Origin of the sequence: Bosea sp. 685, from assembly GCF_031884435.1 — a bacterium.
Lineage (GTDB): Bacteria > Pseudomonadota > Alphaproteobacteria > Rhizobiales > Beijerinckiaceae > Allobosea.
This window is the reverse complement of sequence record NZ_CP134779.1, coordinates 4,869,579-4,893,905: the sequence shown is the minus strand read 5'-3', so window position 1 is coordinate 4,893,905 and position 24,327 is coordinate 4,869,579. Positions and strand designations below refer to the sequence as shown.

General features: G+C 66.5%; 19 protein-coding genes. 13 read left to right on the top strand and 6 right to left on the bottom strand.

What is annotated here, in order from left to right; genetic code table 11:
• Positions 1-171 precede the first annotated feature (171 nt).
• The 4 genes from RMR04_RS24090 to RMR04_RS24075 all read left to right on the top strand — a co-directional run bounded on the left by RMR04_RS24090 (position 172) and on the right by RMR04_RS24075 (position 3,073).
• Entirely contained in the window at positions 172-1,062 is an 891-nt protein-coding gene (locus RMR04_RS24090; protein ID WP_311911013.1) for a transglutaminase-like domain-containing protein, read from the top strand.
• 73 nt (positions 1,063-1,135) lie between these two features.
• On the top strand, positions 1,136-2,035 hold the full coding sequence (locus RMR04_RS24085) for a diacylglycerol/lipid kinase family protein (protein ID WP_311911012.1): 900 nt from the start codon (positions 1,136-1,138) through the stop codon (positions 2,033-2,035).
• A gap of 109 nt (positions 2,036-2,144) precedes the next feature.
• Entirely contained in the window at positions 2,145-2,825 is a 681-nt protein-coding gene (locus RMR04_RS24080) for a phosphatase PAP2 family protein (protein ID WP_311911011.1), read from the top strand.
• A 95-nt stretch (positions 2,826-2,920) separates the two neighbouring features.
• Positions 2,921-3,073 carry a hypothetical protein gene (locus RMR04_RS24075; RefSeq protein WP_311911010.1) on the top strand — a complete coding sequence of 51 codons (153 nt, stop codon included), beginning with the start codon at positions 2,921-2,923 and terminating at the stop codon, positions 3,071-3,073.
• 19 nt (positions 3,074-3,092) lie between these two features.
• On the opposite strand, the gene RMR04_RS24070 is transcribed toward RMR04_RS24075, so the two are convergent.
• Positions 3,093-4,307 carry a polyhydroxyalkanoate depolymerase gene (locus RMR04_RS24070; RefSeq protein WP_311911009.1) on the bottom strand — a complete coding sequence of 405 codons (1,215 nt, stop codon included), beginning with the start codon at positions 4,305-4,307 and terminating at the stop codon, positions 3,093-3,095.
• Between the two features lie 182 nt (positions 4,308-4,489).
• Here RMR04_RS24070 and RMR04_RS24065 point away from each other — a divergent pair, with 182 nt between their 5' ends.
• The 3 genes from RMR04_RS24065 (at position 4,490) to RMR04_RS24055 (ending at position 8,736) form a co-directional block, all read left to right on the top strand.
• Complete coding sequence (locus RMR04_RS24065; RefSeq protein WP_311911008.1) at positions 4,490-5,146, top strand: glutathione S-transferase family protein; 657 nt, start codon at positions 4,490-4,492, stop codon at positions 5,144-5,146.
• Positions 5,147-5,283: 137 nt separating this feature from the next.
• Complete coding sequence (locus RMR04_RS24060; protein ID WP_311911007.1) at positions 5,284-6,729, top strand: aldehyde dehydrogenase family protein; 1,446 nt, start codon at positions 5,284-5,286, stop codon at positions 6,727-6,729.
• Between the two features lie 180 nt (positions 6,730-6,909).
• On the top strand, positions 6,910-8,736 hold the full coding sequence (locus RMR04_RS24055; protein ID WP_311911006.1) for a chloride channel protein: 1,827 nt from the start codon (positions 6,910-6,912) through the stop codon (positions 8,734-8,736).
• A gap of 72 nt (positions 8,737-8,808) precedes the next feature.
• Here RMR04_RS24055 and RMR04_RS24050 read toward each other — a convergent pair whose 3' ends face one another.
• Complete coding sequence (locus RMR04_RS24050; protein ID WP_311911005.1) at positions 8,809-9,822, bottom strand: zinc-binding alcohol dehydrogenase family protein; 1,014 nt, start codon at positions 9,820-9,822, stop codon at positions 8,809-8,811.
• Positions 9,823-9,923: 101 nt separating this feature from the next.
• Between RMR04_RS24050 and RMR04_RS24045 the strand changes: the two genes are divergently transcribed.
• Positions 9,924-10,280 (top strand): winged helix-turn-helix transcriptional regulator, encoded by a 357-nt coding sequence (locus RMR04_RS24045; RefSeq protein WP_311911004.1) that lies wholly within the window; start codon positions 9,924-9,926, stop codon positions 10,278-10,280.
• Between the two features lie 22 nt (positions 10,281-10,302).
• Here RMR04_RS24045 and pobA read toward each other — a convergent pair whose 3' ends face one another.
• The 4 genes from pobA to RMR04_RS24025 all read right to left on the bottom strand — a co-directional run bounded on the left by pobA (position 10,303) and on the right by RMR04_RS24025 (position 18,598).
• Positions 10,303-11,475: a 4-hydroxybenzoate 3-monooxygenase gene (gene pobA / locus RMR04_RS24040; RefSeq protein ID WP_311911003.1), complete on the bottom strand. Its 1,173-nt coding sequence runs from the start codon at positions 11,473-11,475 to the stop codon at positions 10,303-10,305.
• 149 nt (positions 11,476-11,624) lie between these two features.
• A complete protein-coding gene (locus tag RMR04_RS24035) occupies positions 11,625-12,503 on the bottom strand; it encodes a transglutaminase family protein (protein ID WP_311911002.1) in 879 nt (292 codons plus the stop codon).
• Positions 12,500-15,070: a circularly permuted type 2 ATP-grasp protein gene (locus tag RMR04_RS24030; protein WP_311911001.1), complete on the bottom strand. Its 2,571-nt coding sequence runs from the start codon at positions 15,068-15,070 to the stop codon at positions 12,500-12,502. The genes RMR04_RS24035 and RMR04_RS24030 overlap by 4 nt, the downstream gene beginning before the upstream one ends.
• Positions 15,071-15,196: 126 nt before the next feature.
• On the bottom strand, positions 15,197-18,598 hold the full coding sequence (locus tag RMR04_RS24025; protein ID WP_311911000.1) for a transglutaminase family protein: 3,402 nt from the start codon (positions 18,596-18,598) through the stop codon (positions 15,197-15,199).
• Positions 18,599-18,852: 254 nt separating this feature from the next.
• Between RMR04_RS24025 and RMR04_RS24020 the strand changes: the two genes are divergently transcribed.
• The 5 genes from RMR04_RS24020 to RMR04_RS24000 all read left to right on the top strand — a co-directional run bounded on the left by RMR04_RS24020 (position 18,853) and on the right by RMR04_RS24000 (position 24,210).
• Positions 18,853-20,442, top strand: a complete 1,590-nt coding sequence (locus tag RMR04_RS24020; protein ID WP_311910999.1) for an ABC transporter substrate-binding protein — start codon at positions 18,853-18,855, stop codon at positions 20,440-20,442.
• A 162-nt stretch (positions 20,443-20,604) separates the two neighbouring features.
• Positions 20,605-21,651, top strand: a complete 1,047-nt coding sequence (locus RMR04_RS24015) for an ABC transporter permease (protein ID WP_311910998.1) — start codon at positions 20,605-20,607, stop codon at positions 21,649-21,651.
• Between the two features lie 9 nt (positions 21,652-21,660).
• Positions 21,661-22,551, top strand: coding sequence for a nickel transporter permease (nikC, locus tag RMR04_RS24010; RefSeq protein WP_092169862.1), 891 nt, complete (start codon positions 21,661-21,663; stop codon positions 22,549-22,551).
• A 13-nt stretch (positions 22,552-22,564) separates the two neighbouring features.
• On the top strand, positions 22,565-23,428 hold the full coding sequence (locus tag RMR04_RS24005) for an ABC transporter ATP-binding protein (RefSeq protein ID WP_311910997.1): 864 nt from the start codon (positions 22,565-22,567) through the stop codon (positions 23,426-23,428).
• A complete protein-coding gene (locus tag RMR04_RS24000) occupies positions 23,416-24,210 on the top strand; it encodes an ABC transporter ATP-binding protein (protein ID WP_410492152.1) in 795 nt (264 codons plus the stop codon). Before RMR04_RS24005 ends, RMR04_RS24000 begins: the two co-directional genes overlap by 13 nt.
• Positions 24,211-24,327 lie beyond the last annotated feature (117 nt).

Sequence of the window (24,327 nt, the reverse complement as noted above, 5' to 3'; positions counted from 1 at the left end):
CGAATCGCCGTGGCGGAGGGATGCGGGTCTTTATGGCCCGCATCCCTCCCATTTCTGGGGGAGCGCGATCAGGGCGTGGCGCGTCCTGAATTCGACACACGCGAAGCTCCATGATCCAGCTACGATTGGATCGAGCGACGATTGCCCTCACGGTGAACCCAGGAGAGCGCCATGCAGATTCGCTACGGCTATCGTATCGAACTCGTCTGCCAGCAGGACTTACCGCTGATCACCCTGCTCGATATCCATCCCTCGCGTCGCCATGACCTGATGCGGCCCGACGAGATGATGGTGACCGCGCTCAGTGATCGGCACCGGCCAGTGCCGGTTGCGCAATATCTCGATCAATTCGGCAATATCTGCCGCCGCATCGTCGCCCCGGCGGGCGGTGTCCTGCTGCATTCCGAAGGCGTCGTGCATGATTCCGGCGAGCCTGATCCGGTCGACCTCGCGGCTCGCGAAGTTGTGCCCTCCAGGCTTCCCGACGAGGCGCTCGTCTATCTGATGGGCAGCCGCTATTGCGAGACCGACAAGCTCGCGGCCCAGGCCTGGAGCCTGTTCGGCCAGGTCGAGCCGGGCTGGCAGCGCGTTCAGGCGGTGGTCGATTTCGTCCACAACCATCTCACCTTCGGCTACCATTTCGCCCGCAACACCCGCACCGCCTCCGAGGCTTTCGAGGAGCGCATCGGCGTCTGCCGCGATTTCGCGCATCTGGCGGTCGCCCTGTGTCGTTGCCTCAACATCCCGGCGCGTTACTGCAATGGCTATCTCGGTGACATCGGCGTGCCGAAGGACCCGGCTCCGATGGATTTCAACGCCTGGTTCGAGGTCTTCCTCAGCGGCCGCTGGTATACGTTCGACGCTCGCCACAACATGCCCCGGATCGGGCGCGTCGTGATCGCGCGCGGCCGAGACGCGACCGATGTCGCGATGGTCAATTCCTTCGGTCCGCATACCCTGCAGCGCTTCGAGGTTGTGACCGAAGAGGTCGAGGAAGCCCAGCCGGCTCACACGCTGCCGGGGGCTGGCCGTCATCATTGGCACCAGCCCGCCTTGTCATGAACCAAGCCTTGTCATGAACTTGGCGGATCCGCCATCCTCGACCGAACCGCAACGGCTCCGGGGGGAACCGTCGATGCACCATACCGTCGTGGTCAACGCCAAGGCGGGCACGGTCCTGGCTGCAGGTCCGGACGCCTTCGCACAGCGTCTCCGCTCGGCCTTCGCCGCCCATGACTGTTCGGCCGCGGTCAAGCTCGTGCATCCGCGCGAGCTCGGCGACGCGCTTGCCCTGGCGATCAGGGACGAGAGCTGCATCCCCGTCGTCGCCGGCGGCGATGGCACGATCAATGGCGTGCTGCCGGTCCTGCTCGAAGCCGGCCGGCCTGTCGGCGTGCTGCCGCTGGGCACCGTCAATGTGCTCGGCCGCGATCTCGGCCTCTACGGCACGCTCGAGCATCAGATCGAGGCGCTCTGCAAGGGCGAGCCGGTCGAGCTCGACATCGGCCAGGTCAACGATAGGCTGTTCCATTCCATCTCTGGCATGGGCTTCTTCAGCCTGATGGCGCGCGAGCGCGAATATGCGCGAAGGCGCTTCCCCTTCAGCCGCCATGTCGCCTTTGCCGTCGCGGCGACGCGCTCGATCCTGTTCACGCGCTCGATCTCGGTCGAGATCCGCACCGCCGACGGCCAGCGCCATGTCGAGGCCGATGCGGTGCTAGTGACCATCAACCGCTTCGACGGGGCCGAATGGCGGCGCGCCAGGCTCGATGGCGGCGTCTTCGAGGTCCATATCCTCAACGCTGGCGGTCTCTATTCGCGCAGCAAGGCCGCGCTCTCTGTCGTGACCGGCGGCTGGCGCCGTTCGCACAACCTGACCTCCTTCACCGCCGATGAGGTCACGCTGACACGGCGCGACAAGAAGCGCGGTCACATCACCTTCGACGGCGAGGTCGAGCGCAAGGCCGACGCCCTGGCCTATCGGCTGCTGCCCAAGGCGATCCGGCTCATCGCCGCGCGCCGGGCCCTTGTCTGAACGTTGGGGGCGACCCTACATCCTGCTCTCAATCTAAGAGTTAGAGCAGGATGCGAAAACGGGTTTCCACTTTTCGCATCCTGCTCAAGCCGTCAACAGCCGGAGCCCGATGTCCTTCCTTCATCCCCGCCTCCTGGTTCCGCTTGCGGCAGGCTTTGCCTTCATCGGCCTGGCACTGCTCATCGTCTCCGGCCACAGCTTCGCCTTCGACAGCCGCCTCGTGCTGCTGCTGCGCGTGCCCGGCGATCCCGCGACCCCGCTCGGCCCGCCCTGGCTGGGCGAGGCGATGCGTGACCTGAGCGGGCTCGGCAGCTTCGTCGGGCTCGGCTTCATGACGATCACGGCGAGCCTGACGCTCTGGCTGTGCGGTTATCGCCGACTGGCGGTGGCGCTCGCCGTCAGTGTGGTCCTGGCGACGCTCGTCAGCACCGGGCTGAAGATCCTGATCGGGCGGGAGCGGCCCGATATCGTCGCGCATACGGCCCTGACCTTCACCGCGAGCTTTCCGAGCGGCCACGCCTTCCTCTCGGCGGTGACGCTGCTCAGCATTGCGGGCTTCGTCGGCCTGGCGGCGCGACGCGACGACATCACGCGGGTCTGCCTCTGCCTTGCCTGGGCGCTGATCATCCTGATCGGCTTCAGCCGGGTCTATCTCGGCGTGCATTGGCCGACCGACGTCCTCGCCGGCTGGTGTCTCGGCGTTGCCTGGTCGAGCGTGGCCGTCGCCTGGCTCGGGCGCGGTATGGCTGTCGATGGTGCGGTAGCCGCTGAGGCGCGACTGGCGCGTTGAGGCAGGACGGCGGAACGCCGCGAAGCGGAACTTTGCGAGGAAAACAGGGTTGTTTGGCCGTCGCGGCTGTTCGCGACGCTCATTTTGGATCCATCATGCTCGCTTCGCGCAATCTTCTGCTCGCCCTCGTCGTGCTTCTCGTCGCCGGCCTCGCCGTCACGGGATACGCGCTCTATCAGGAGAAGAAGCAGCCCGACGGCGTGCAGATTTCCATCGGCAAGGACGGCTTGCAGATCAAGGAGAAGTGAGGCCTTCAGGCTGAAGGCCTCAGCTATTGGCGAGGATCATGTTGCGGACGATCGGGTAGATTTGCCCGTCCCATTTCCGGCCCGAGAAAACACCGTAATGGCCGACGCCGGCCTGCATGTGATGGCGCTTGCGGAAGGGCTTCAGGCCGCCGCAAAGATCATGGGCGGCCGAGGTCTGGCCGAGCGCGCAGATGTCGTCGCGCTCGCCTTCGACGGTCAGGAGCGCGGTCTTGCGGATGGCGCTGCAATCCACCTTTTCGCCGCGATAGGTCAGGGTTCGCGCCGCCAGCCGGGCCTCCTGGAAGATCCATTGCACGGTCTCCAGATAGAACTCGGCCGGCAGGTCGAGCACGGCGAAATACTCGTCGTAGAATTTCTTGATCGTCGCGGCGCTTTCGGTCTCGCCGGTGGCGAGATGGGTAAAGAGGTCGATATGGGCGTTGACGTGGCGCTGCATGTTCATCGCCAGGAATGCGCCCAGCTGGATGAAGCCCGGATAGACCTTCCGTCCCGCGCCGGGATAGCGTGACGGCACGGTCGCGATCAGGTTCTTGCGGAACCACTCGATCGGCTTGTCGTTTGCGAGCTTGTTGACCGCGGTCGGGTTGATGCGGGTGTCGACCGGCCCGGCCATCAGCGTCATGCTGCGTGGCTGGACGGGACTGCCGGCCTGCGCCATCACGGCAGCCGCGGTAAGCACCTGCACGCAAGGTTGGCACACTGCGACGACATGGGTATCGGGCCCCAGCTTTTCGATGAAGCTGATCAGCGTGTCGACATAGTCGTCATAGCCGAAGGCGCCGGCCTCGAGACTGACGTCGCGGGCATTGTGCCAGTCGGTGATATAGACGTCGTGGTCGCGCAGCAGCGTTGCCACCGTGTTGCGCAGCAAGGTGGCGAAATGACCAGACATCGGCGCGACGACCAGGACCTTGGCCTCAACGGCGTTGGTGTCCTTGTGGAAGCGCAGCAGGCTGCCGAAGGGCAGCGACAGCACGACCTCCTCGGTCACCGCCGCATCGTGATTGCCGGTGCGCACGCTGTCGATCTCATAGGGCGGCCGCTCATGCGTCAGCCCGGCCCGCGCGATCATCTCATAGGCGGCGGCCGCGGCGCGGATGTCGACCGGTTGGCCCGTCATCGCCCTGGCGCCAAGCGCGGTCAGGGCGGCCTGGGCCATCATGCGGGCGGGATTGATGAGGTCGGACTGGGCCTGGTAGGCGGCATAGAGCATCAGCGTGCGACCTCGAAACAAGCGGAACCCGGGCTGCGGCTGGCGGAGATGCCGTCCGCGGCCTGTCCCCGCGCCCCTATGTTGCACTGCAAAAGCGATCTTTCGCAAGATTGTTCTAAAGCGATCACACTTTGGAACATCTCTTGCTACGATCATCACCTCTTCTGAAGAGGACGTCAGCCATGACCGCCGCGACCCTGACCATCAGCAGCAAGAACTACTCGTCATGGTCGCTGCGCGGCTGGCTGCTCTGCCAGATGGCCGGGCTCGCAGTCGAGGAGCGTATGCTCTCGGTCGATGATCCCTCCGCCCGCGCTGAACTCCTGCTGCTGTCGCCATCCTTCCTGGTGCCGTGCCTGACGCATGACGAGATCAAGGTCTGGGACACGCTCGCGATCGCCGCCTATCTCGACGAGATCAGCCCGCAGGCTGGCCTGCTGCCCGGGGGAGCCAAGGCGCGCGCCCATTGCCGCGCCATCTGCGGCGAGATGCATTCGGGCTTCGCCAATCTGCGCTCGGCCCTGCCGATGAACCTGAAGGCGCATTATCCCGGCTTCAAGATCTGGGCCGGGGCGCAGGCCGATATCGACCGCGTCACCGAGATCTGGCGCGATTGCCTGGAGACCTATGGCGGCCCCTATCTCTTCGGGGATGCGTTGAGTATGGCGGATGCGATGTACGCCCCCGTCTGCCTGCGCTTCCTGACCTATGACGTGCCGCTCGATTCCGTCAGCGCGGCCTATTGCCAGACGATCGCGCAATGGCCGGCGCTGAAAAGCTGGATCGAGGCGGCGAAATCCGAGCCGGAGGAGCTGGAGGAGCTCGACGCGGAGTTCTGATCCGGCTCGCCCATTCTGATCCGGCTCGCCCATGATGCGCAAAAGGACTGAAGCGATAGCGACTGCTGCATTGGCCTTCGCGGCTCAAAGGCGTTACCACCACCCACGAAATCCATAATCGCCGTGGGAGGCCTGAGATGACCGAGATGTTCAAGAACCTGATCGCCGGCGAATGGGCCAGCGCCGGCAACGCCTCGCGCAACATCAATCCGTCCAACACCAACGATGTTGTCGGCGAGTATGCGCAGGGCTCCGTCGAGCAGATGAACGACGCGGTCGCGGCCGCCAAGGCTGCTTTCCCGGCCTGGAGCCGCTCGGGTCCGCAGGAACGCTACGAGATCCTCAAGAAGGCCTCCGACGAGATCCTCGCCCGCAAGGAAGAGCTCGGCCGCCTGCTCTCGCGCGAAGAGGGCAAGACGCTGGCCGAGGGCATCGGCGAGGCCGGCCGGGCCGGCCAGATCTTCGCCTTCTTCGCCGGCGAGTGCCTTCGTCTCGGCGGCGAAGCCGTCCCATCGGTACGTCCCGGCGTCGGCGTCGAAATCACCCGCGAGCCGGTCGGCGTCATCGGCATGATCACGCCCTGGAATTTCCCGATCGCGATCCCGGCCTGGAAGATCGCGCCGGCGCTGGCCTATGGCAATTGCGTCGTCATCAAGCCGGCCGATCTCGTGCCGGGCTCGGCCTGGGCCTTGGTCGATATCATCCAGCGCGCCGGCCTGCCCAAGGGCGTGCTCAACCTCGTCATGGGGCGCGGCTCGGTCGTCGGCCAGGCGCTGCTGCAGCACAAGGACGTGCATGCGATCTCCTTCACCGGCTCGGTCTCGACCGGCCGCAAGGTCGCCGAGGCCTGCATCGCCTCCTCGCCGATGAAGAAGGTCCAGCTCGAAATGGGTGGCAAGAACCCGCTCGTGGTGCTGGACGATGCCGACCTCAAGATCGCGGTCGAGGCCGCCGTCACCGGCGCCTATTTCTCCACCGGCCAGCGCTGCACGGCCTCCTCGCGCCTGATCGTCCAGGCCGGCATCCATGACCGCTTCGTCGAAGCCTGCATCGAGCGCCTGAAGGGCGTCGTGGTCGACGATGCGCTGAAAAGCGGCACTCATATCGGCCCGGTCGTCGACCAGAGCCAGCTCGACCAGGACCTGAAATACATCCAGATCGCCAAGGACGAAGGCGGCAAGCTCGCCTGGGGCGGCGAAGTTCTCAAGCGCGAAACGCCCGGCTTCTATCTCCAGCCGGCGCTGTTCACCGAGACGACCAACGCCATGCGCATCTCGCGCGAGGAGGTCTTCGGCCCCGTCGCCAACGTCATCCGCGTCAAGGATTACGAGGAGGCGCTTCACCTCGCCAACGACACCGAGTTCGGCCTCTCGGCCGGCATCTGCACCACCTCGCTGAAGTATGCGACGCATTTCAAGCGCAACAGCGAGGCCGGCATGGTGATGGTCAACCTCGCCACGGCCGGCGTCGACTATCACGTGCCCTTCGGCGGCCGGAAGGGTTCGAGCTACGGCCCGCGCGAGCAGGGCGCCTACGCCAAGGAAATGTATACGACGGTCAAGACGGCCTACACGCTGGCCTGAGCCCTCGTACCCCGCATCGTTTTGAAGGGCCGCGCCTTCGGGCGCGGTCTTTTTGCTGTCGGCTTGACCGTGTTGGCTGGGTTGACTTGGCCCGACGCCAAACCTACAGCGCGGCGAGGCTGAGGATCGCCGGTCTGTCCGTCCGTGAAGTCTCGCCCTTCGACCCTGGGCCGTGCTTTCATGACGAGCGTTGCTGACACTCTAAGCGCCAGGACCGCCAGCCGGACCCGGCCGCAGCGGCTCCGCCGCAATGGCCGCGCCGCCTATCTTCGCTTCCGGCGCAATCTGCCGCGCCTGCTGCGCAGCGACGACATCTCGCTCGTGCTCCTGGCTGCACTGATCGGGGTCGGGGCAGGGCTGCTCGTCACGGCGATGGTCGGCGTCTCCAAGGCGCTGCATGCCGCCTTCTTCGCGACGCGCCATGGCGAGGTCAGCGGGGCGGTCTTCGTCGATCCGCTGCGAGCCGTCGGCATGCCGGTTCTGGGTGGTCTGGTGATGGGGGCGATCGGCCTCCTCCTGGCCCGTCGCGGCCGCGGCACGGTGGTCGATCCGGTCGAGGCGAATGCGCTTCATGGCGGGCGCCTGTCGCTGAAGGACAGCCTGATCCTGGTGGTCCAGACCATGGTCTCGAACGGCTTTGGCGCCTCCGTCGGCATGGAGGCGGGCTATACCCAGGGCGGCGCGGCCTTCGCGTCGGGCCTTGGGCGGCTTCTCCGTGTCCGGCGGGCCGATCTGCGCATGCTGGTCGGCTGCGGCACGGCGGGCGCGATCGCTGCCGCCTTCGATGCACCCTTGACCGGCGCCTTCTATGCCTTCGAGCTGATCATCGTGACCTATACGGTCGGCTCATTGGCGCCTGTCGTCGTCGCCTCGATCTGCGCGGTCGGCGTCACGCGGCTGTTCCTCACCCCTGTGACGCTGCAGTTCGGCTTTTCCGGCCCGCTCTCGGGCTCCGACTACGTGCTGGTGATGATCATGGGCATCCTCTGTGCAGGTCTCGGCATCGTGCTGATGCGCGGCGTCGCGCTCGCCGAAAGCCTGTTCCGCCGCAGCCGGATTCCACTGGCGCTGCGGCCTGCGGTCGGCGGCCTGCTCGTCGGGCTGATGGCGCTGGTGACGCCGGCTGTCCTCTCTTCCGGCCATTCGGCGCTGCATGTCGGCTTCGATGCCTATTATCCGGCGGGCTTTCTCGTCCTGGTGATCGTGCTGAAGTCGCTGGCATCGGCGATCTCGATCGGCTCCGGCTTTCGCGGCGGCCTCTTCTTCGCCTCGCTGTTCATCGGCGCGATGTTCGGCAAGCTCGTCGCCGTGATCTGGATCACCGGCTTTGGCCTGCAGACGCCCTCCGTGGTCATCGCCGTCATCGGCATGAGCGCGATGGCCACCGCGGTCGTCGGAGGCCCGCTGACGATGTCGTTCTTGGCGCTGGAGACGACGGGCAGCCTGCCGCTCACGGTCGCGGTGCTCGCGGCCTCCGTCCTGTCCTCGATGACGGTGCGCCGGACCTTCGGCTACTCCTTCGCCACCTGGCGCTTCCATCTGCGCGGCGAGACCATCCGCAGCGCCGCCGATATCGGCTGGATGCGGGAGCTGAGCGTCGGCCGGATGATGCGCCGGGATGTGCGCACCGTGCCCGCGACGCTGACCCTGGAGCAGTTCCGGCGCGATTTCCCGCTTGGCGCCAATCAGCGCGCCGTGCTCGTCGATGAACTGGGTCGCTATGCCGGCATCGTCCTCGTCGCTGACGCATATGGTGCCGACGCTCACGGTGCCGATGTTGCGGTCGAGGCGATTGCGGAGCTCGCCCGCAATCGCAAGGACGTCCTGCTGCCTCATATGAACATCCGCGAGGCCGCCAGCCTGTTCGCGACCTCGCAGACCGAGGAGCTCGTCGTCGTCGATGGCCGCGAATCCCTGCGGGTCCTCGGCCTGCTCACCGAACAATTCGCCCTGCGCCGCTACAACGCCGAGCTCGATCGGCAGAGCCGCGACCTGACCGGCATCTGAGTGGCGCTAAGAGCATTGCGCGAAAAACTGGGTACCGTTTTTTCGCAGGAGCAATGCTCTAGCTTTTAGGCGTCAGAACCCCTCCAGCACGATCTTGCCTTTGGCGCGGTTGGTCTCGATCAGCGCATGAGCCCGCTTGAGATTGCCCGCATTGATCGTTCCGAAGGTCTCGGTCAGCGTAGTGCGGATCCGGCCGGCATCGACGAGCCGGGAGACCTCGTTGAGCAGATCGCCCTGCGCCTGCATGTCGGCTGTCTGGTGCAGCGAGCGGGCGAACATCATCTCCCAATGCAGCGACAGGCTCTTGCCCTTCAGCGGCATGACATCCAGCGCCGGAGCATCGTCGATCACTGCGATCCGGCCCTGCGGCGCGATCAGTTTGATGATCTCCGGCAGATGATCCAGCGTATGGGTGGTGACGAAGACGAGGCCGGGCGCGCCGATCCGCAGCGCTTCGACTTCGGCGGCAAGCGGCTTGCCATGGTCGATGACATGCTGGGCGCCAAGCTCGCGGGCCCAGGCCTGCGTCTCCGGCCGCGAGGCGGTGGCGATCACGGTGAGGTCCGTCAATTGCCGCGCCAGCTGGATCGCGATCGAGCCGACGCCGCCGGCCCCGCCGACGATCAGCACGGCCTTCGCCGCGCCTGGAACCGCATCCGCGATCTTGATCCGGTCGAACAGGGCCTCCCAGGCCGTGATCGCGGTCAGCGGCAGGGCGGCGGCTTCCGCGAAGCTCAGGCTGGCGGGTTTGATGCCGACGATGCGTTCATCGACCAGCTGGAACTCGGCATTGGAGCCCGGACGGTCGATCGCGCCGGCATAGAACACGGCGTCGCCCGGCTTGAATGCCTTCACATCGGGGCCGACTGCCTTGACGACGCCGGCGGCGTCCCAGCCCAGCACGCGCACTTCGCCCTCGGCCGGGCGGGCATTCCTGCGGACCTTGGTGTCGACCGGGTTGACCGACACGGCCTTCACTTCGACCAGAAGGTCGTGCCCGGTCGCGACGGGCGCGAGCAGATCGAGATCAATCAGGCTGGTTTCCGAGCTGATGGGCTGTGGTTCACGATAGCCGATGGCGCGCATGGCTTTTGTCTCCTGCGTTGCAATGCAGGCGAGATGCGCCTTACAAACAGGCTGTGCAAGAACGCACAATTTCCGCATATAGTATCGAAAAGGATACTGTCATGCCGCCTCGTTTCCAGAAACCGTTCCACTCCCCGGCCTGCCCGGTTGAGGCCGCCCTGGGCCTGATCGGCGGCAAGTGGAAGGGGATCGTGCTCTATCACCTGCTCGGAGGCACGCTGCGCTTCAACGCCATCCGCCGCAGCATTTCGGGCGTGACGCAGCGCATGCTGACCGCTCAGCTGCGCGAGCTGGAGGCGGACGGTCTCATCGTCCGCGTCGTCTTCGCCGAGGTGCCCCCGCGTGTCGAATACAGCCTGTCGGCCAAGGGGCGGACGCTGGAACCGGTCATCATGGCGCTCAGGGCATGGGGCGAGGAGCATGTGATGCCGCCGGATGATGCGGAGGCCGCAGCCTGAGGGTCAGTAGGCGGCCTGAGGGTCAGTAGGGAAGACCGACATAGTTCTCCGCCAGCGCCGCCATGGCATGGTCGGAGGAGACGAGATAGTCGAGCTCGGCGCGCTGCATGCGCTGGGCGAAGGCGCCGTTCTCCGGGAAATGGTGCATCAGCGAGGTCAACCACCAGGAGAAGCGCTCGGCCTTCCAGATGCGCGCCAGCGCCTTGGCCGAATAGGCGTCGATGCCGGCGCTGGAACGCTCGATGAAGAACTCGATCAGCGCCTGTGACAGGTAGTGCACGTCGCTGGCGGCGAGGTTCAGCCCTTTGGCCCCGGTCGGCGGCACGATATGGGCGGCGTCGCCGGCCAGGAACAAGCGCCCGAACCGCATCGGCTCCGCCACGAAGGAGCGCAATGGCGCGATTGATTTCTCGATCGAGGGGCCCGTCACCAGCGCCTCCGCCGAGGCCGGGTCGAGCCGGCGGCGCAACTCGTCCCAGAAGCGCTCATCCGACCAGTCCTCGACCCGCTGATCGAGTGCGCATTGCACGTAATAGCGACTGCGTGTGGCCGAGCGCATCGAGCAGAGCGCGAAGCCGCGCTCTCCGCCGGCATAGATCAATTCATGCGAGACCGGCGGCACATCGGCGAGGATGCCGAGCCAGCCGAACGGATAGATGCGCTCGAAGCTCGTGATCGCGCTCTCCGGCACGCTGGCGCGCGAGACGCCGTGATAGCCGTCGCAACCGGCGATGACATCGCAGTCGAGGCGCTTGGGGACGCCGTTCTCGACATAGCTGACGAAGGGCCTGTCGCGGTCGAAATCATGCAGCGCGACGTCTTTAGCCTCGAAGACGGTCCGCCCGTTCTGGGTCGCGCGCTGGTCCATCAGATCGCGCGTCACCTCGGTCTGGCCGTAGACGGTGACATGCCCGCCTCCCGCCGCGCGGTCGAGCGCGATGCGATGGCGCTGGCCGCCGAAGAGCAGGTCGAAGCCGTCATGCTTCAGCCCTTCCGCTTGGAGGCGCGCGCCTGCACCGATCTTGTCGATCAGGCCGACCGTGCCTTGTTCCAGCACCCCGGCGCGGATGCGGGCGAGCACATAGTCGCGGTCCTTGCGCTCGAGGATGACGCTGTCGATGCCGGCCAGATGCAGCAATTGGCCGAGCAGCAGCCCTGCCGGGCCCGAACCGATGATGGCGACCTGTGTGTGCAAGCCAGTGTCTCCCATGGCGCTGCCCGGCGCGAGCGCCCTCTGGAACGGGGCGCATTGCCAATGGCCGGCGGCGCGGCGGGAGATAAGTTGCCATAGCAACTAACTTCTGGAAAGAGCCCTCTCCAAGCCGTGCATGGCGGCGGGACGGATCATCCGATGGGGATGACGTCGACAGCGACGCCGACCTTCTGTGAGCCGGGGCCGATCAGCACGCCGTCGAGCGGCGAGACATCGGCATAGTCGCGGCCGAAGGCGGTGACGATATGGTCGTCGGCGACGATCAGGTCATTGGTCGGGTCGAGCCCGATCCAGCCGGTCTCCGGTCCGCACCAGAGCGTGACCCAGGCATGGCTCGCATCCGAGCCTTCGAGGCGCTTCTGGCCCGGCGGCGGGATCGTGCGGATATAGCCGCTGACATAGGCGGCGGGCAGGCCGAGCCCGCGCAGGCCGGCGATCATGATATGCGCGAAATCCTGGCAGACGCCGTGGCGCTGGCGGAAGGCCTCGGCCAGCGGCGTCGTAACCTCGGTTGCATCAGGGTCGTAGGTGAAGTCGGCACGGATCCGCGCCATCAGCTCGGAAGCCGCCTCCAGCACCGGCCGCAGCGGCGAAAAGCTCTTGCGGGCATAGTCGACGACCTCGCCGACCTGCGGCACCAGCCGGCTCGGATAGAGGTGATGCGTCGGGGATTCGGGCGCCAGGCTCGTCGAGGCCAGGGCCAGCGCGCCGACCTCCTCCCAATGCCGGGTCAGGCCCGGAAAGGGCGGTGCGGGCCGGTTGACCTCGACGCGGGCGCGCATCTCGACCTTCAATTCGCGATGCGCCTTGGAGATCGTCAGCGTCGTCATCTGGTTGCCGAAGAAGCAGATCCCGTCGATGCGCTCGGCCGGGCGGGGCGTCACGACGAGCTCGCTCTTCCGCACTGTCTGCCCGCCATCGTCGCGCGGCAGAAGACGCAGGATGCAACGCGCGAAAGGCACCGGACGGCTATAGCCGTAGGTGGTCAGGTGACGAACGTCGTAGATCACGCGATGCCTGTCAGCCTTGAGCCTTCCGGCCCGCTGTTCTGGAGGAAGTAGCGGTCGGCGATCGCGCTCGACAGCCCCATCAGCAATTGCTCGAACAGCAGGATGCTGGTGCGGTCGAGCCGGCTAGCCTCCGATGTCCGGCATTCTGCCGCGAGCTTCAGCACGAGCCGGCGCGGCGCTTCCAGCATGCCATCTTCCGTCAGCGACGGCAGATGCGCGATCTCGATGTCGAGACGATCGACCTGGAAGGCGACGGAGCGGGGATTATAGGGGTCGAGCATGACCAGATCGAGCACCGGCTGCAGGCTCGCGCCGAGCATGTAGCGCGAGCGGTAGGTGATCTGCGAATCGGTCAGGTCGAGCAGGGCGTCGAGGCCGTCGCTCTGGGCCGTCGTCTCGGCGAAATGGCGGGCGAAGCGGCAGGTCGCGACGCCACGCTCCAGTCGCCGGCCGATGTCGAGGAAGCGCCAGCCCGCGCCGCGCACCATGTTCTCCTGGCTCAGGCCGGAGAAGGCGGCGAGCGTCTTCAAGGCGCGATCCGCAACCTCGTAGACTTCGCCTTCGCTGGGCTGCCGTCCGGGCTCAAGCGTCAATTGACGCTGCAAATCGCCGAACAGCCGCCAGGCGTCGATCGAAAGCCGCTCGCGGATGACGGAGGCGGTGCGCCGCGCCTCGCCGACATTAGCGCGGGCCGAGCCGTATTCGGCTGCGTCGTAGAGCGCGGAGGTCGCCTGCGCCAGAACCGGCGAGCCCTTGGCACTCGTGAGATTGCGGGCGGTCGAGCCCTTCGCTGTCGAGGCTTTGGCCGCAGGCGCCGCGCCCCAGGCGACCAGGAGATTGGCGAGGCGGCGCACCGTGTCGGGCCGGGTGGGATTGGTCGTGTCGGCGTCGATCAGGCGGCCGAGCAAGGCGCGCACGAGCCGCAGCGTCGCCTCCGTCCGCTCGAGATAGCGCCCGAGCCAGAACAGATTGTCGGCGGCGCGGCTCGGCAAGGTCCCGACGACGCGGCGGATCGCGATGCGGTCGCCGCTGGGCAGCAGGCTGACCTGCTCGACGGGCGTATCCGAGGTGACCCAGACATCGCTGGAGCGCACGCCGCTGCGCATGCTGACGGCGCGAGCATCGGGCTCGTCGGAGATGCGGCAGAAGCCGCCGGGCATGACCTTCCAGCCATCGGGCGTGGCGGCGGCGAAGACGCGCAAGGTGACAGGGTGCGGCTGCAAACGGCCGTTCTGGAAGACCGGCATGGTCGAGAGCCGCACCACCTCCTGGCCGACATAATCCATCCCGCGCGCCTCGATCCGCGCCCGCAAGGCGGCGCGCTCGGCCGCCGGCAGTTCTCCCGCCAGGATCGGATCGCTGTCGAGACCGCTCCCGGCGGAGCGGAAGGCCGGCGCGATGCTCATCTCGTCCAGGCGGTCGAGCACGGCGGCACGCTCGCGCGGCTGGCCGCACCACCAGGTCGCGACATTGGGCAGGATCATCTCCTCGCCGAGAAGCTGCTTGCCCAATTTGGGCAGGAAGCCCATCAGTGCACGCGCCTCGACGACGCCGGAACCGAGCCCGTTGGCGACATGGACATGGCCCTGGCGCACCGCCTGCACGAGTCCGGCCACGCCCAGCGCCGAGCGCGCATTCAGTTCAAGCGGGTCGGAGAAATCGCCATCGATGCGCCGCCAGATCACGTCGGCGCGCTTGGGGCCGGCAATGGTGCGGACATGGATGCGTCCGTCGCGCATCATCAGGTCGCCGCCCTCGACGAGCAGGAAGCCGAGATAGCGCGCGAGATAGGCCTGCTCGAAATAGCTCTCGTTCAGCGGCCCGGGCGTCAGCAGGCAGATGCGCGGCTCGACGCGCCTGGACTTGGCGACGAGCCCGGCACGGAAGCCCTGGAAGAAAGTGGCGAGCCGCTCGATGTTCATCGTCCGGAACAGGTCGGGAAAGGCGCGCGCCAGCGCCAGCCGGTTCTCCAGCGCGTAGCCGGCGCCTGACGGCGCCTGGGCGCGGTCGCCCAGCACCCACCAGCGCCCATCCGGCCCGCGGCCGAGATCGGCGGCGTAGAGCTGCAGGGAGCCGCCATCCGGCGCGCCGTGGAGCGGGCGCAGATAGTCCGGGCTCCCCGTGACGACCGCCGCCGGCAGCAGGCCCTTCGCGACCATCTCGCCGGGACCGTAGATGTCGTCGAGCAATGAGGCCAGCAATTGCGCGCGTTGCGCGACGCCGGCCGCGATGGTCTGCCATTCCGCCCCGGTCATCACCAGTGGCACATGGCTCAATGGCCAGGCGCGCTCGCCAGCCTGCGGATCGCGCTCGTCGATATCGCCATGAACGCGGTAGGAGACGCCGGTGTCGTGGACATGGCGGTCGGCGAGGCCAAAGCGCTGGTTGAGCTCGTCTTGCGAGAGCGCGCTCCATTCCGTCAGGAACGGCTCCCAATGTGGGCGGATGCTGCCATCCTGCGCCATGAACTCGTCATAGGCACCCGCCAGCGGGCGATAACCGGCCAGCAGAGCGTTGCGCCGCTCCGCTTTCACGCGCGTCGACGGTGATCGGCCCTGCAACGCCATCGCTTGCGTCTATGCTCCTCTAGAGCCGGATGATTTTAGGTCGAATCGACCTAAAATCTGAATCCGTCTCTACAACAATAAGTGGGAGCATGATGTCGTCCGAAAACCGGTTCCCACTTTTCGGCATCATGCTTTAGGGCGTCGCAAATCCAAAGTGAGCGGAAATTCGACGCTGCGCTCTTCCGGCGGAATCGCCAGCGCGCCAGGACTATGCCCGATCGCTTCGAAACGCGCGAGCCGGCGCGCCTCGGCTTCGTAGGAATTCACGGGAGGAGTTTCATAATTGCGCCCTCCGGGATGGGCGACATGGTAGACGCAACCTCCGAGCGAGCGCCCGACCCAGGTATCGACGATGTCGAAGGTCAGCGGCGCATGCACCGGAATCGTCGGGTGCAGGCCCGAGCTCGGCTGCCAGGCCTTGAAGCGCACGGCGGCGATCGCCTCACTGGTGCCGCCGCTTGGCGTCATCGGCATGCGGCGGCCATTGCAGGTGATGAGATGGCGGCCGGGCACGAGCCCCTTGGCCTTGACCTGCAGGCGCTCCACCGAGCTGTCGACATAGCGCACCGTGCCGCCGATCGCGCCCTCCTCGCCCATGACATGCCAGGGCTCGAGCGCCTGGCGCAGTTCGAGCTCGACCCCGCCATGCTCGACCTTGCCGTAGAACGGGAAGCGGAACTCGGCCTGCGCCTCGAACCAGACCGGGTCGAAGGCGTAGCCGGCGCGACCGAGATCGGCGAGCACGTCCTTGAAATCCTGCCAGACCAGCTCCGGCAGCATGAAGCGGTCATGCAGCGTCGTGCCCCAGCGCACCAGGCTGCCGCTCTGCGGCTCGCGCCAGAACCAGGCGACCAACGCCCGGATCAGCAGCTGCTGCGCCAGGCTCATGCGCGCATCGGGCGGCATCTCGAAGGAGCGGAACTCGATCAGCCCGAGACGGCCGGTCGGCCCGTCCGGCGAATAGAGCTTGTCGATGCAGATCTCGGTGCGGTGCGTGTTGCCGGAGACGTCGACCAGGAGGTTGCGGAACAGCCGGTCGACCAGCCAGAGCGGAATGCTCGGCGCGCCCGGTCCCGGCACTTGTGCGAGCGCGATCTCCAGCTCGTAGAGCTGGTCGAAGCGCGCCTCGTCGATGCGCGGGGCCTGGCTCGTCGGGCCGATGAAGAGGCCTGAGAACAGGAAGGACAGGGAGGGGTGCCTGTTCCAGTACAGGATGATGCTCTTGAGCAGGTCCGGCCGGCGCAGGAACGGGCTATCGGGCGGCGTCACGCCGCCGAGCACGACATGATTGCCGCCGCCGGTGCCGGTATGGCGGCCATCGACCATGAATTTTTCGGCGCAGAGCCGCGACTGTCGTGCCTCCTCATAGACGCCGCGCGTGATGTCCACCGCCTCGCGCCAGCTCTTGGCCGGGTGGATGTTGACCTCGATCACGCCGGGATCGGGCGTGACCTTGATGACGTTGAGGCGCGGGTCGTTGGGCGGCGAATAACCCTCGATATGGACGGGCAGGTTCAGCTCCTGCGCCACCGCCTCGACGCTGGCGATCAGCTCCAGATAATCCTCCAGCTTCTCGACCGGCGGCAGGAAGACGCACAGGATGTTGTCGCGGACCTCGAGGCTCAGCGCCGTGCGGACATGCTCGCCGCCGATCTCCTGCTCGGTGCGGTCCTGGGCATTTCCATCACCCGCAGTGTCGACCGAGCGCGTCATCTGTCGCGGAGGCGGGGGGGCGTATGCCGGAGGAGCAGCTTGCGAGCCGTTCACGCTTGCAGTGGCTGACGCAGCATTGATCGCGCCGGCCGGCGGCAGCGGCCCGCGCGGCTCCATCGGGTCTTGCGGATGGAGATGCGGATATTCGTCCTTCGGCACGACCGGCAGCGAGCCGAGCGGCAGGCGGTAGCCCACGGGCGAATCGCCCGGCACCAGGAAGAGCTTGCCGCGCCGGAGCTTCCACTTCTCCGAGCGCCAGCGTCGGTCGCCGGCTTGGCTCTGCCAGCGCTGCACCGGAATGACATAGCCGCGCGGTTTGCCCAGCCCGAGCTGGAAGACCTGCGCCATGCGCGCGCGCTCCTCCGGGTCGGCAAGGCGCGGGTCGAGCGGGTCGACATTGTCGGGAAGCTGCGCCTCCTTCAGGAGCCAGTGGCCGGTGTCCTCATAGGCCGGCAGCACATAATCGGCGCCCAGCCCCAGCTTCTCCGAGAGGCCGGCCGCCAGCGCCTCGGCGTCGCGGATCGAGGCGGCGGCCTCCAATTCGCGGTCGCCGCCGGTCGGTGCGCCAGGCTCGCGTGCAATCAGCGCGGCGTCGCGCCAGATCGGCTCGCCATCGGTGCGCCAATAGAGCGCAAACGCCCAGCGCGGCAGGCTCTCGCCCGGATACCATTTGCCCTGGCCGTAATGCAGCATGCCGCCCGGCGCGAAGCGCTCGCGCAGGCGCCGGATCATCACATCGGCGCGCTGGCGCTTGGTCGGACCGACGGCGGCGATGTTCCATTCCTCGCCGCTCTGGTCGTCGATCGAGACGAAGGTCGGCTCGCCGCCCATGGTCAGGCGGACGTCCCCCGCCTGCAGATCGGCCTCGACCTTCTCGCCCAGCGCATCGAGTTCGCCCCAGGACGCGTCCGAGAAGGGCAAGGTGATGCGCGGCACCTCATGCACGCGCGCCACGCTCATCGAAAAGTCGAATGTCGTCTCGGCGAAGCTTGCGACACCTGAGACCGGCGCGGCCGAGCGGAAATGCGGCGTCGCCGCCAGCGGCAGGTGCCCTTCGCCGGTGAGCAGGCCCGAGGTCGGGTCGAGCCCGATCCAGCCGGCGCCGGGGATATAGATCTCCGCCCAGGCGTGGAGGTCGGTAAAATCCTTGTCGGTGCCGCGCGGGCCTTCCAGCGGGTCGATATCCGCCTTCATCTGGATCAGGTAGCCGGAGACGAAGCGCGCCGCGAAGCCGAGATGGCGCATGATCTGGACGAGCAGCCAGCTCGTATCGCGGCAGGAGCCGGATTTGATGTCGAGCGTGTGCTCGGGCTCCTGGACGCCGGGCTCCATGCGGATGCCATAGGCGATGCCCTGCGCCAGCCGGGCGTTGAGATCGACGATGAAGTTGACTGTGTTGGTCGGCTCGCGCGGGATCGTCGCGAGATAGGCCGCCAGCAGCGGGCCTGCCGGCTCGGTGACGAGATAGGGCGCGAGCTCCGCGCGCAACTCCTCGGGATAGGCGAAGGGGAAGATCTCGGCGTCGGTTTCGACGAAGAAGTCGAACGGATTGATGATCGAGAGCTCGGTGACGAGGTCGACCTCGATGCGGAATTCCTTCACCGGCTCGGGAAAGACGAAGCGGGCCAGCCAGTTGCCGCTGGGGTCCTGCTGCCAGTTCACGAAATGCTCGGCCGGCGTGACCTTCAGCGAATAGCTGTTGATCGCGGCCCGGCAATGCGGCGCCGGCCTCAGGCGGATGATCTGCGGCCCCAGCGTGACCGGCCGGTCATAGCTGTAATGGGTGACGTGGTTCAGCGCGGCGATGATGGCCAAGGCTTGGCACCTGCTTGTGGTCGTCCGGCGGGGCGCCGGGCCATGACACGTTAGCGATGCCGGCAAAACCCGCAAAGGCGCAACTTGCGCAAGGGCACGCCGGCAATCGCGGCGACTGCGCAAGAATTAGGCAGTTCTCCACAGCGCTTGCCTCGGGGCCCTTCGCGGAGCCGCTGGACATCGCCCGGCAACTGGTTCCACATTGGACTGAACGGCCACTGAAAGGCCGGCGAAATCAAACGATGGGGATTTCCATGCGTCATGTTGCGAGATTGCTGACGGTATCGGCCTTTACGGCGTTGATGGCGACCACCGCCATGGCACAGACGCCGAAGGACACGGTCGTGATGGCCAAGCAGATCGACGATATCATCTCGCTCGATCCCGCCGAAGTGTTCGAATTCTCCGGCGGCGAAGTCGTCGGCAACGTCTACGACAAGTTGGTGCGGTTCGATCTGGCCGATCCCTCCAAGCTTTATGGCGACCTTGCCGAGGGCTGGACCATCAGCCCCGACAGCAAGACCTACACCTTCAAGCTCAAGCCCAACGTCAAGTTCCACTCGGGCAACCCGCTGACGGCCGCCGACGTGGTCTATTCGTTCCAGCGCGCCGTGGTGCTGAACAAGTCGCCGGGCTTCATCCTGACCCAGTTCGGCCTGACCAAGGACAACGTCACCGAGATGGTGAAGGCGGTCGACGACAAGACCGTCACCATCACCGTCGACAAGCCCTATGCGCCGAGCTTCTTCCTGAACTGCCTGACCGCCAACGTCGCGGTGATCGTCGATTCCAAGCTGGTCAAGGCGAACGAGAAGGCCGGCGATTTCGGCTATGAATGGCTCAAGCAGAACTCGGCCGGCTCGGGCGCCTACAAGCTGCGCGCCTGGCGCGCCAACGAGCAATACACGCTCGAGGCTAACCCCGACTGGTTCATGGGCGCGCCGAAGGTGAAGCGCGTCGTCGTGCGCCATGTCGCCGAGCCCGCCTCGCAGAGGTTGCTGCTGGAGAAGGGCGACGTCGACTACGCCCGCAACCTGTCGAAGGACCAGCTTGATTCGATCAAGAGCAACGCCGACATCGTCCAGCAGGTCGGCGACAAGGGTTACATCCTCTATCTCGGCCTCAACCAGAAGAACGCCAATCTCGCCAAGCCCGAGGTGCGCGAGGCGCTGAAATACCTGGTCGACTACGACTCGATCGAGCGCAACATCGTGGCCGGCACCTACAAGCCGCACCAGGCCTTCCTGCCCAAGGGCTTCCTCGGCGCCATCGACGACCGGCCTTACAAGTTCGACCCGGCCAAGGCCAAGGAGCTGCTCGCCAAGGCCGGCCTGCCGAACGGCTTCTCCGTCACCATGGACACCCGCTCGGTCAACCCGATCACCGACATCGCCCAGGCGGTCCAGGCGAACTGGGCCCAGGCCGGCATCAAGCTCGAACTGATCCCCGGCGACGGCAAGCAGACGCTGACCAAATATCGCGCACGCACGCACGACATCTATATCGGCCAGTGGGGTCCCGACTATCAGGACCCGCACACCAATGCCGAGACCTTCGCCATCAACGAGAACAATGCCGAGGACGCCCGCTCCAAGACGCTCGCCTGGCGCAACGCCTGGGACATCCCGGAGATGAGCAAGAAGACCGGCGCGCTCGTCTTCGAGACCGACAGCGACAAGCGCAAAGCCGGCTATGAGGGCATTGAGCGCGAGCACCAGAAGGTCTCGCCCTTCGTCATCATGTTCCAGCAGGTCGAGGTCGCCGCTCACCGCAAGAATGTCGACGGGCTGATCCTGGGGCCGGGCTCGGCCAGCAACCTCTACTCGACCCTCAGCAAGAACTGAGATCGGAACCACCAATCGAACCGCCGCGGCTCTCGAGGCCGCGGCGGGGTTCTTGCTTGGGCTTGGTCTTCCAAGGGGTGGGATCGTCCCGCGGGCTTTCCCGTTTTCCACGGCTCTAGGACGCGCCTTCGTCGCTGCAGTTTGGTAACATTGGTCGGGTGAATGGCAGCTTCAGACATAAGTTGGGGCGGACGGAGCGCAGTCTGGGGGCGCATCGCCGGGCGCGAGCTCAGCACGGTGGCGATCACCTTTTTCGGCCTGCTGCTGGTCACTTTCCTGATCGCCCGCGTGATCCCGATCGACCCGGTGCTGGCGGTCGTCGGAGACAACGCAAAAGCCGACGTCTATGACGCCGCCCGCGCCGCGCTCGGCCTCGACAAACCGCTCTGGCAGCAATTCGCCACCTATGTCGGCAAGGTCTTCACCGGCGATCTCGGCAAGTCGGTGCTGACCTCGAATCTCGTCACCGACGACATCAAGCGCGTCTTCCCGGCCACACTGGAGCTCGCCACGCTGGGCACGCTCATCGGCGTCGCGCTCGGTGTGCCCCTCGGCGTGCTGGCAGCGGTCTATCAGGGCCGCTGGCCCGACCAGCTCGCGCGCCTGATCGGCCTGTTCGGCTATTCCGTCCCGGTGTTCTGGTTCGGCCTGATGGGTCTGCTCCTGTTCTACGCCAAGCTCGGCTGGGTCGGTGGACCCGGCCGCATCAGCGTCGCCTATCAGGACTTCGTCGATCCGATCACCGGCGTCCTCGTCATCGACGCCGCCCTGCAGGGGGAATGGGACGCGTTCCGCGACGCCTGGTCCCACCTCATCCTGCCCGCGGCCGTGCTCGGCCTGCTCAGCGTCGCCTATATCAGCCGCATGGCGCGCAGCTTCATGATCACCGAGCTGCAGCAGCAATATGTCATCGCCGCCCGGGTGAAGGGCATGTCGGAGTTCCGGGTGATCTGGCGCCACGCGCTGCGCAACGCCTTCGTGCCGCTGATCACCGTGATCGCGCTCTCCTATGCGCAGCTGCTCGAAGGCTCGGTGCTGACCGAGACGATCTTCGCCTGGCCGGGACTCGGCCGCTACATCACCAACTCCCTGCTGAACGCCGACATGAACGCCGTGCTCGGCGGCACGCTGGTGGTCGGTGCGGTCTTCATCGGCGTCAACCTGCTGTCCGACATCCTCGGCCGGCTGGTCGACCCCAGGACGCGGTGAGGGCGCGCCATGACCACCTGGACCGACTACCTCACCACCGATTCCCCGAGCTCCCGCCGCCAGGCCAGGCTCGGCCAGCTCTATCGGCAATGGCTCGCCTTCAAGCGCAATCCGCTCGCGGTCGCCGGTCTGGTCATCGTCGTGGCCCTGTTGCTGATCGCCGCCTTCGCGCCGCTGATCGCGCCGCATAACCCGCTCGCGCAAAATCTCGACAAGCGCCTGCTGCCGCCCTCGGCCGTCAATTTTTTCGGCACGGATTCGCTCGGCCGCGACATCTTCAGCCGCATCGTCTACGGCGCGCGCGTCACGCTGGTGATCGTGCTGCTGGTCGTCATCACGGTCGGGCCGGTCGGCCTCTTGATCGGCGCGACCTCGGGCTATCTCGGCGGCTGGGTCGACCGCCTGCTGATGCGCATCACCGACGTCTTCCTGGCCTTCCCGCGCCTCGTGTTGGCGCTCGCCTTCGTCGCCGCGCTCGGGCCGGGGCTGGAGAATGCCGTTATCGCCATCGCGATCACCGCCTGGCCGCCCTATGCCCGCGTCGCCCGCGCCGAGACGCTGATCATCCGCCAGCAGGACTATATCGCGGCCGTGCGCCTGCAGGGCGCCTCGCAATGGCGCATCGTCTGGAAGCATGTCGTGCCGCTCTGCCTGCCCTCGCTGATCGTGCGCACCACGCTCGACATGGCCGGCATCATCCTGACCGCGGCGGGCCTTGGCTTCCTGGGATTGGGCGCGCAGCCGCCGATTCCGGAATGGGGCGCCATGATCTCGGCCGGCCGCGAGCAGATCTTCGACCAATGGTGGGTCGCGACCTTCCCGGGTCTTGCCATCTGCGTCGTCGCGCTCGGCTTCAACCTGCTCGGCGACGGCCTGCGCGACGTCATGGACCAGAGGTGAGATGATGCGCGCCTTGACCACGCCCACCGAACAGCCGCTGCTCGAACTCGACAATCTCCGGGTCAATTTTCACACGCCGACCGGGATCGTGCGCGCCGTGCGCGGGCTCTCCTTCACGCTCGGCCGCGAGCGGCTCGGCATCGTCGGCGAATCCGGCTCCGGCAAGTCGATGACCGGGCGCGCCATCCTCGACCTCATCCCCTATCCCGGCGAGGTCCTGGCCGACCGCTTGGTCTATCGCGGCCAGGATCTGCTCACCATGGACAAGCGCAGGCGGCGCAAGCTGCGCGGCCGCCATATCTCGATGGTGATGCAGGATCCGAAATTCTCGCTCAATCCGGTTCAGACCGTCGGCGAGCAGATCGCCGAGGCTTATCGTGTCCACCACAAGGCGAGTACGCGCGAGGCCAGGGAACGCAGCCTCGCCATGCTGGAGGCCGTGCAGATCCGCGAGCCGGGGCGTGTCTACGAGCTCTATCCGCATGAGGTCTCGGGCGGCATGGGCCAGCGCGTGATGATCGCGATGATGCTGATCGCCGAGCCCGACATCCTGATCGCCGACGAGCCGACCTCGGCGCTCGACGTGACCGTCCAGCTCCAGATCCTCAAGATCCTCGACGATCTCGTCACCGAGCGCGGCATGGGGCTGATCTTCATCAGCCATGATCTGCATCTGGTGCAGTCCTTCTGCGACCGTGTCATCGTGATGTATGGCGGCAAGGCGATGGAGACGCTACCGGCTGCCGAACTCGCCGACGAAGCCGCAAGGTCGCAACGCCATCCCTATACGCTGGGCCTGCTCGGCTGCCTGCCGGACCTCGACCATCCCAAGGCGAAGCTCGCAACCCTCACCCGCGACCCGGCATGGCTGGCATGACCACACAACCCGCCATCGCCCAACCCGCCATCGCCCTCGACAAGCTCAACGTCTCCTTCGGCGAGGCCCATGTCGTGAAGGACCTCAGCTTCACGGTCCAGCCCGGTGAGAGTTACGGCATCGTCGGTGAATCCGGCTCCGGCAAATCGACCGTGCTGCGCGTGCTCGCCGGCCTGAACCGTGATTGGAGCGGCGGGATCGCCATCCTCGGCAAGGCGCAGCCGAAGGTCCGCGACAAGGCCTTCCACCGCCAGGTCCAGATGGTCTTCCAGGATCCTTTCGGCTCGCTGCACCCCAAGAAGACGGTCGACGATGCGCTGGCCGAGCCGCTGACCATCCACGGCATCCGCGACGCCGAGGCCAGGATCGGCCGCGCCATGACTGACGTCGGCCTGCCGCCTTCCTTCCGCTTCCGCTATCCGCACCAGCTTTCCGGCGGGCAGCGCCAGCGTGTCGCGATCGCGCGCGCGCTCGTGCTGGAGCCGACGATCCTGCTGCTCGACGAGCCGACCTCGGCGCTCGACGTCTCGATCCAGGCCGAGGTTTTGAACCTGCTCCAGGCGCTGCGGCAGGAGCGCAAGCTCACCTATATCCTGGTCAGCCACGACCTCGCCGTCGTCGCCCATATGTGCGAGCGGCTGCTCGTCATGCAGTTCGGTCGGGGCGTCGAGGAGATGACGGCCGGGACGCTCGCCGCGCGCGCGCCCCAGACCGCCTATGCCCAACAGCTCCTCACCGCCAGCGAAGGCTTCAAGCGCCAGGCCGCGACCATCCCCGCCTGAAGGCTCCAGCGGTCCGGGCGGGGCGGCTGCGCGTTGATCGCGTTTGGCAAAGCGACGGTGACGCCTCATTCTTGTCGCAGGCCGCATGCTCTAAGCTTTGGCGGAGCCTGATGACAG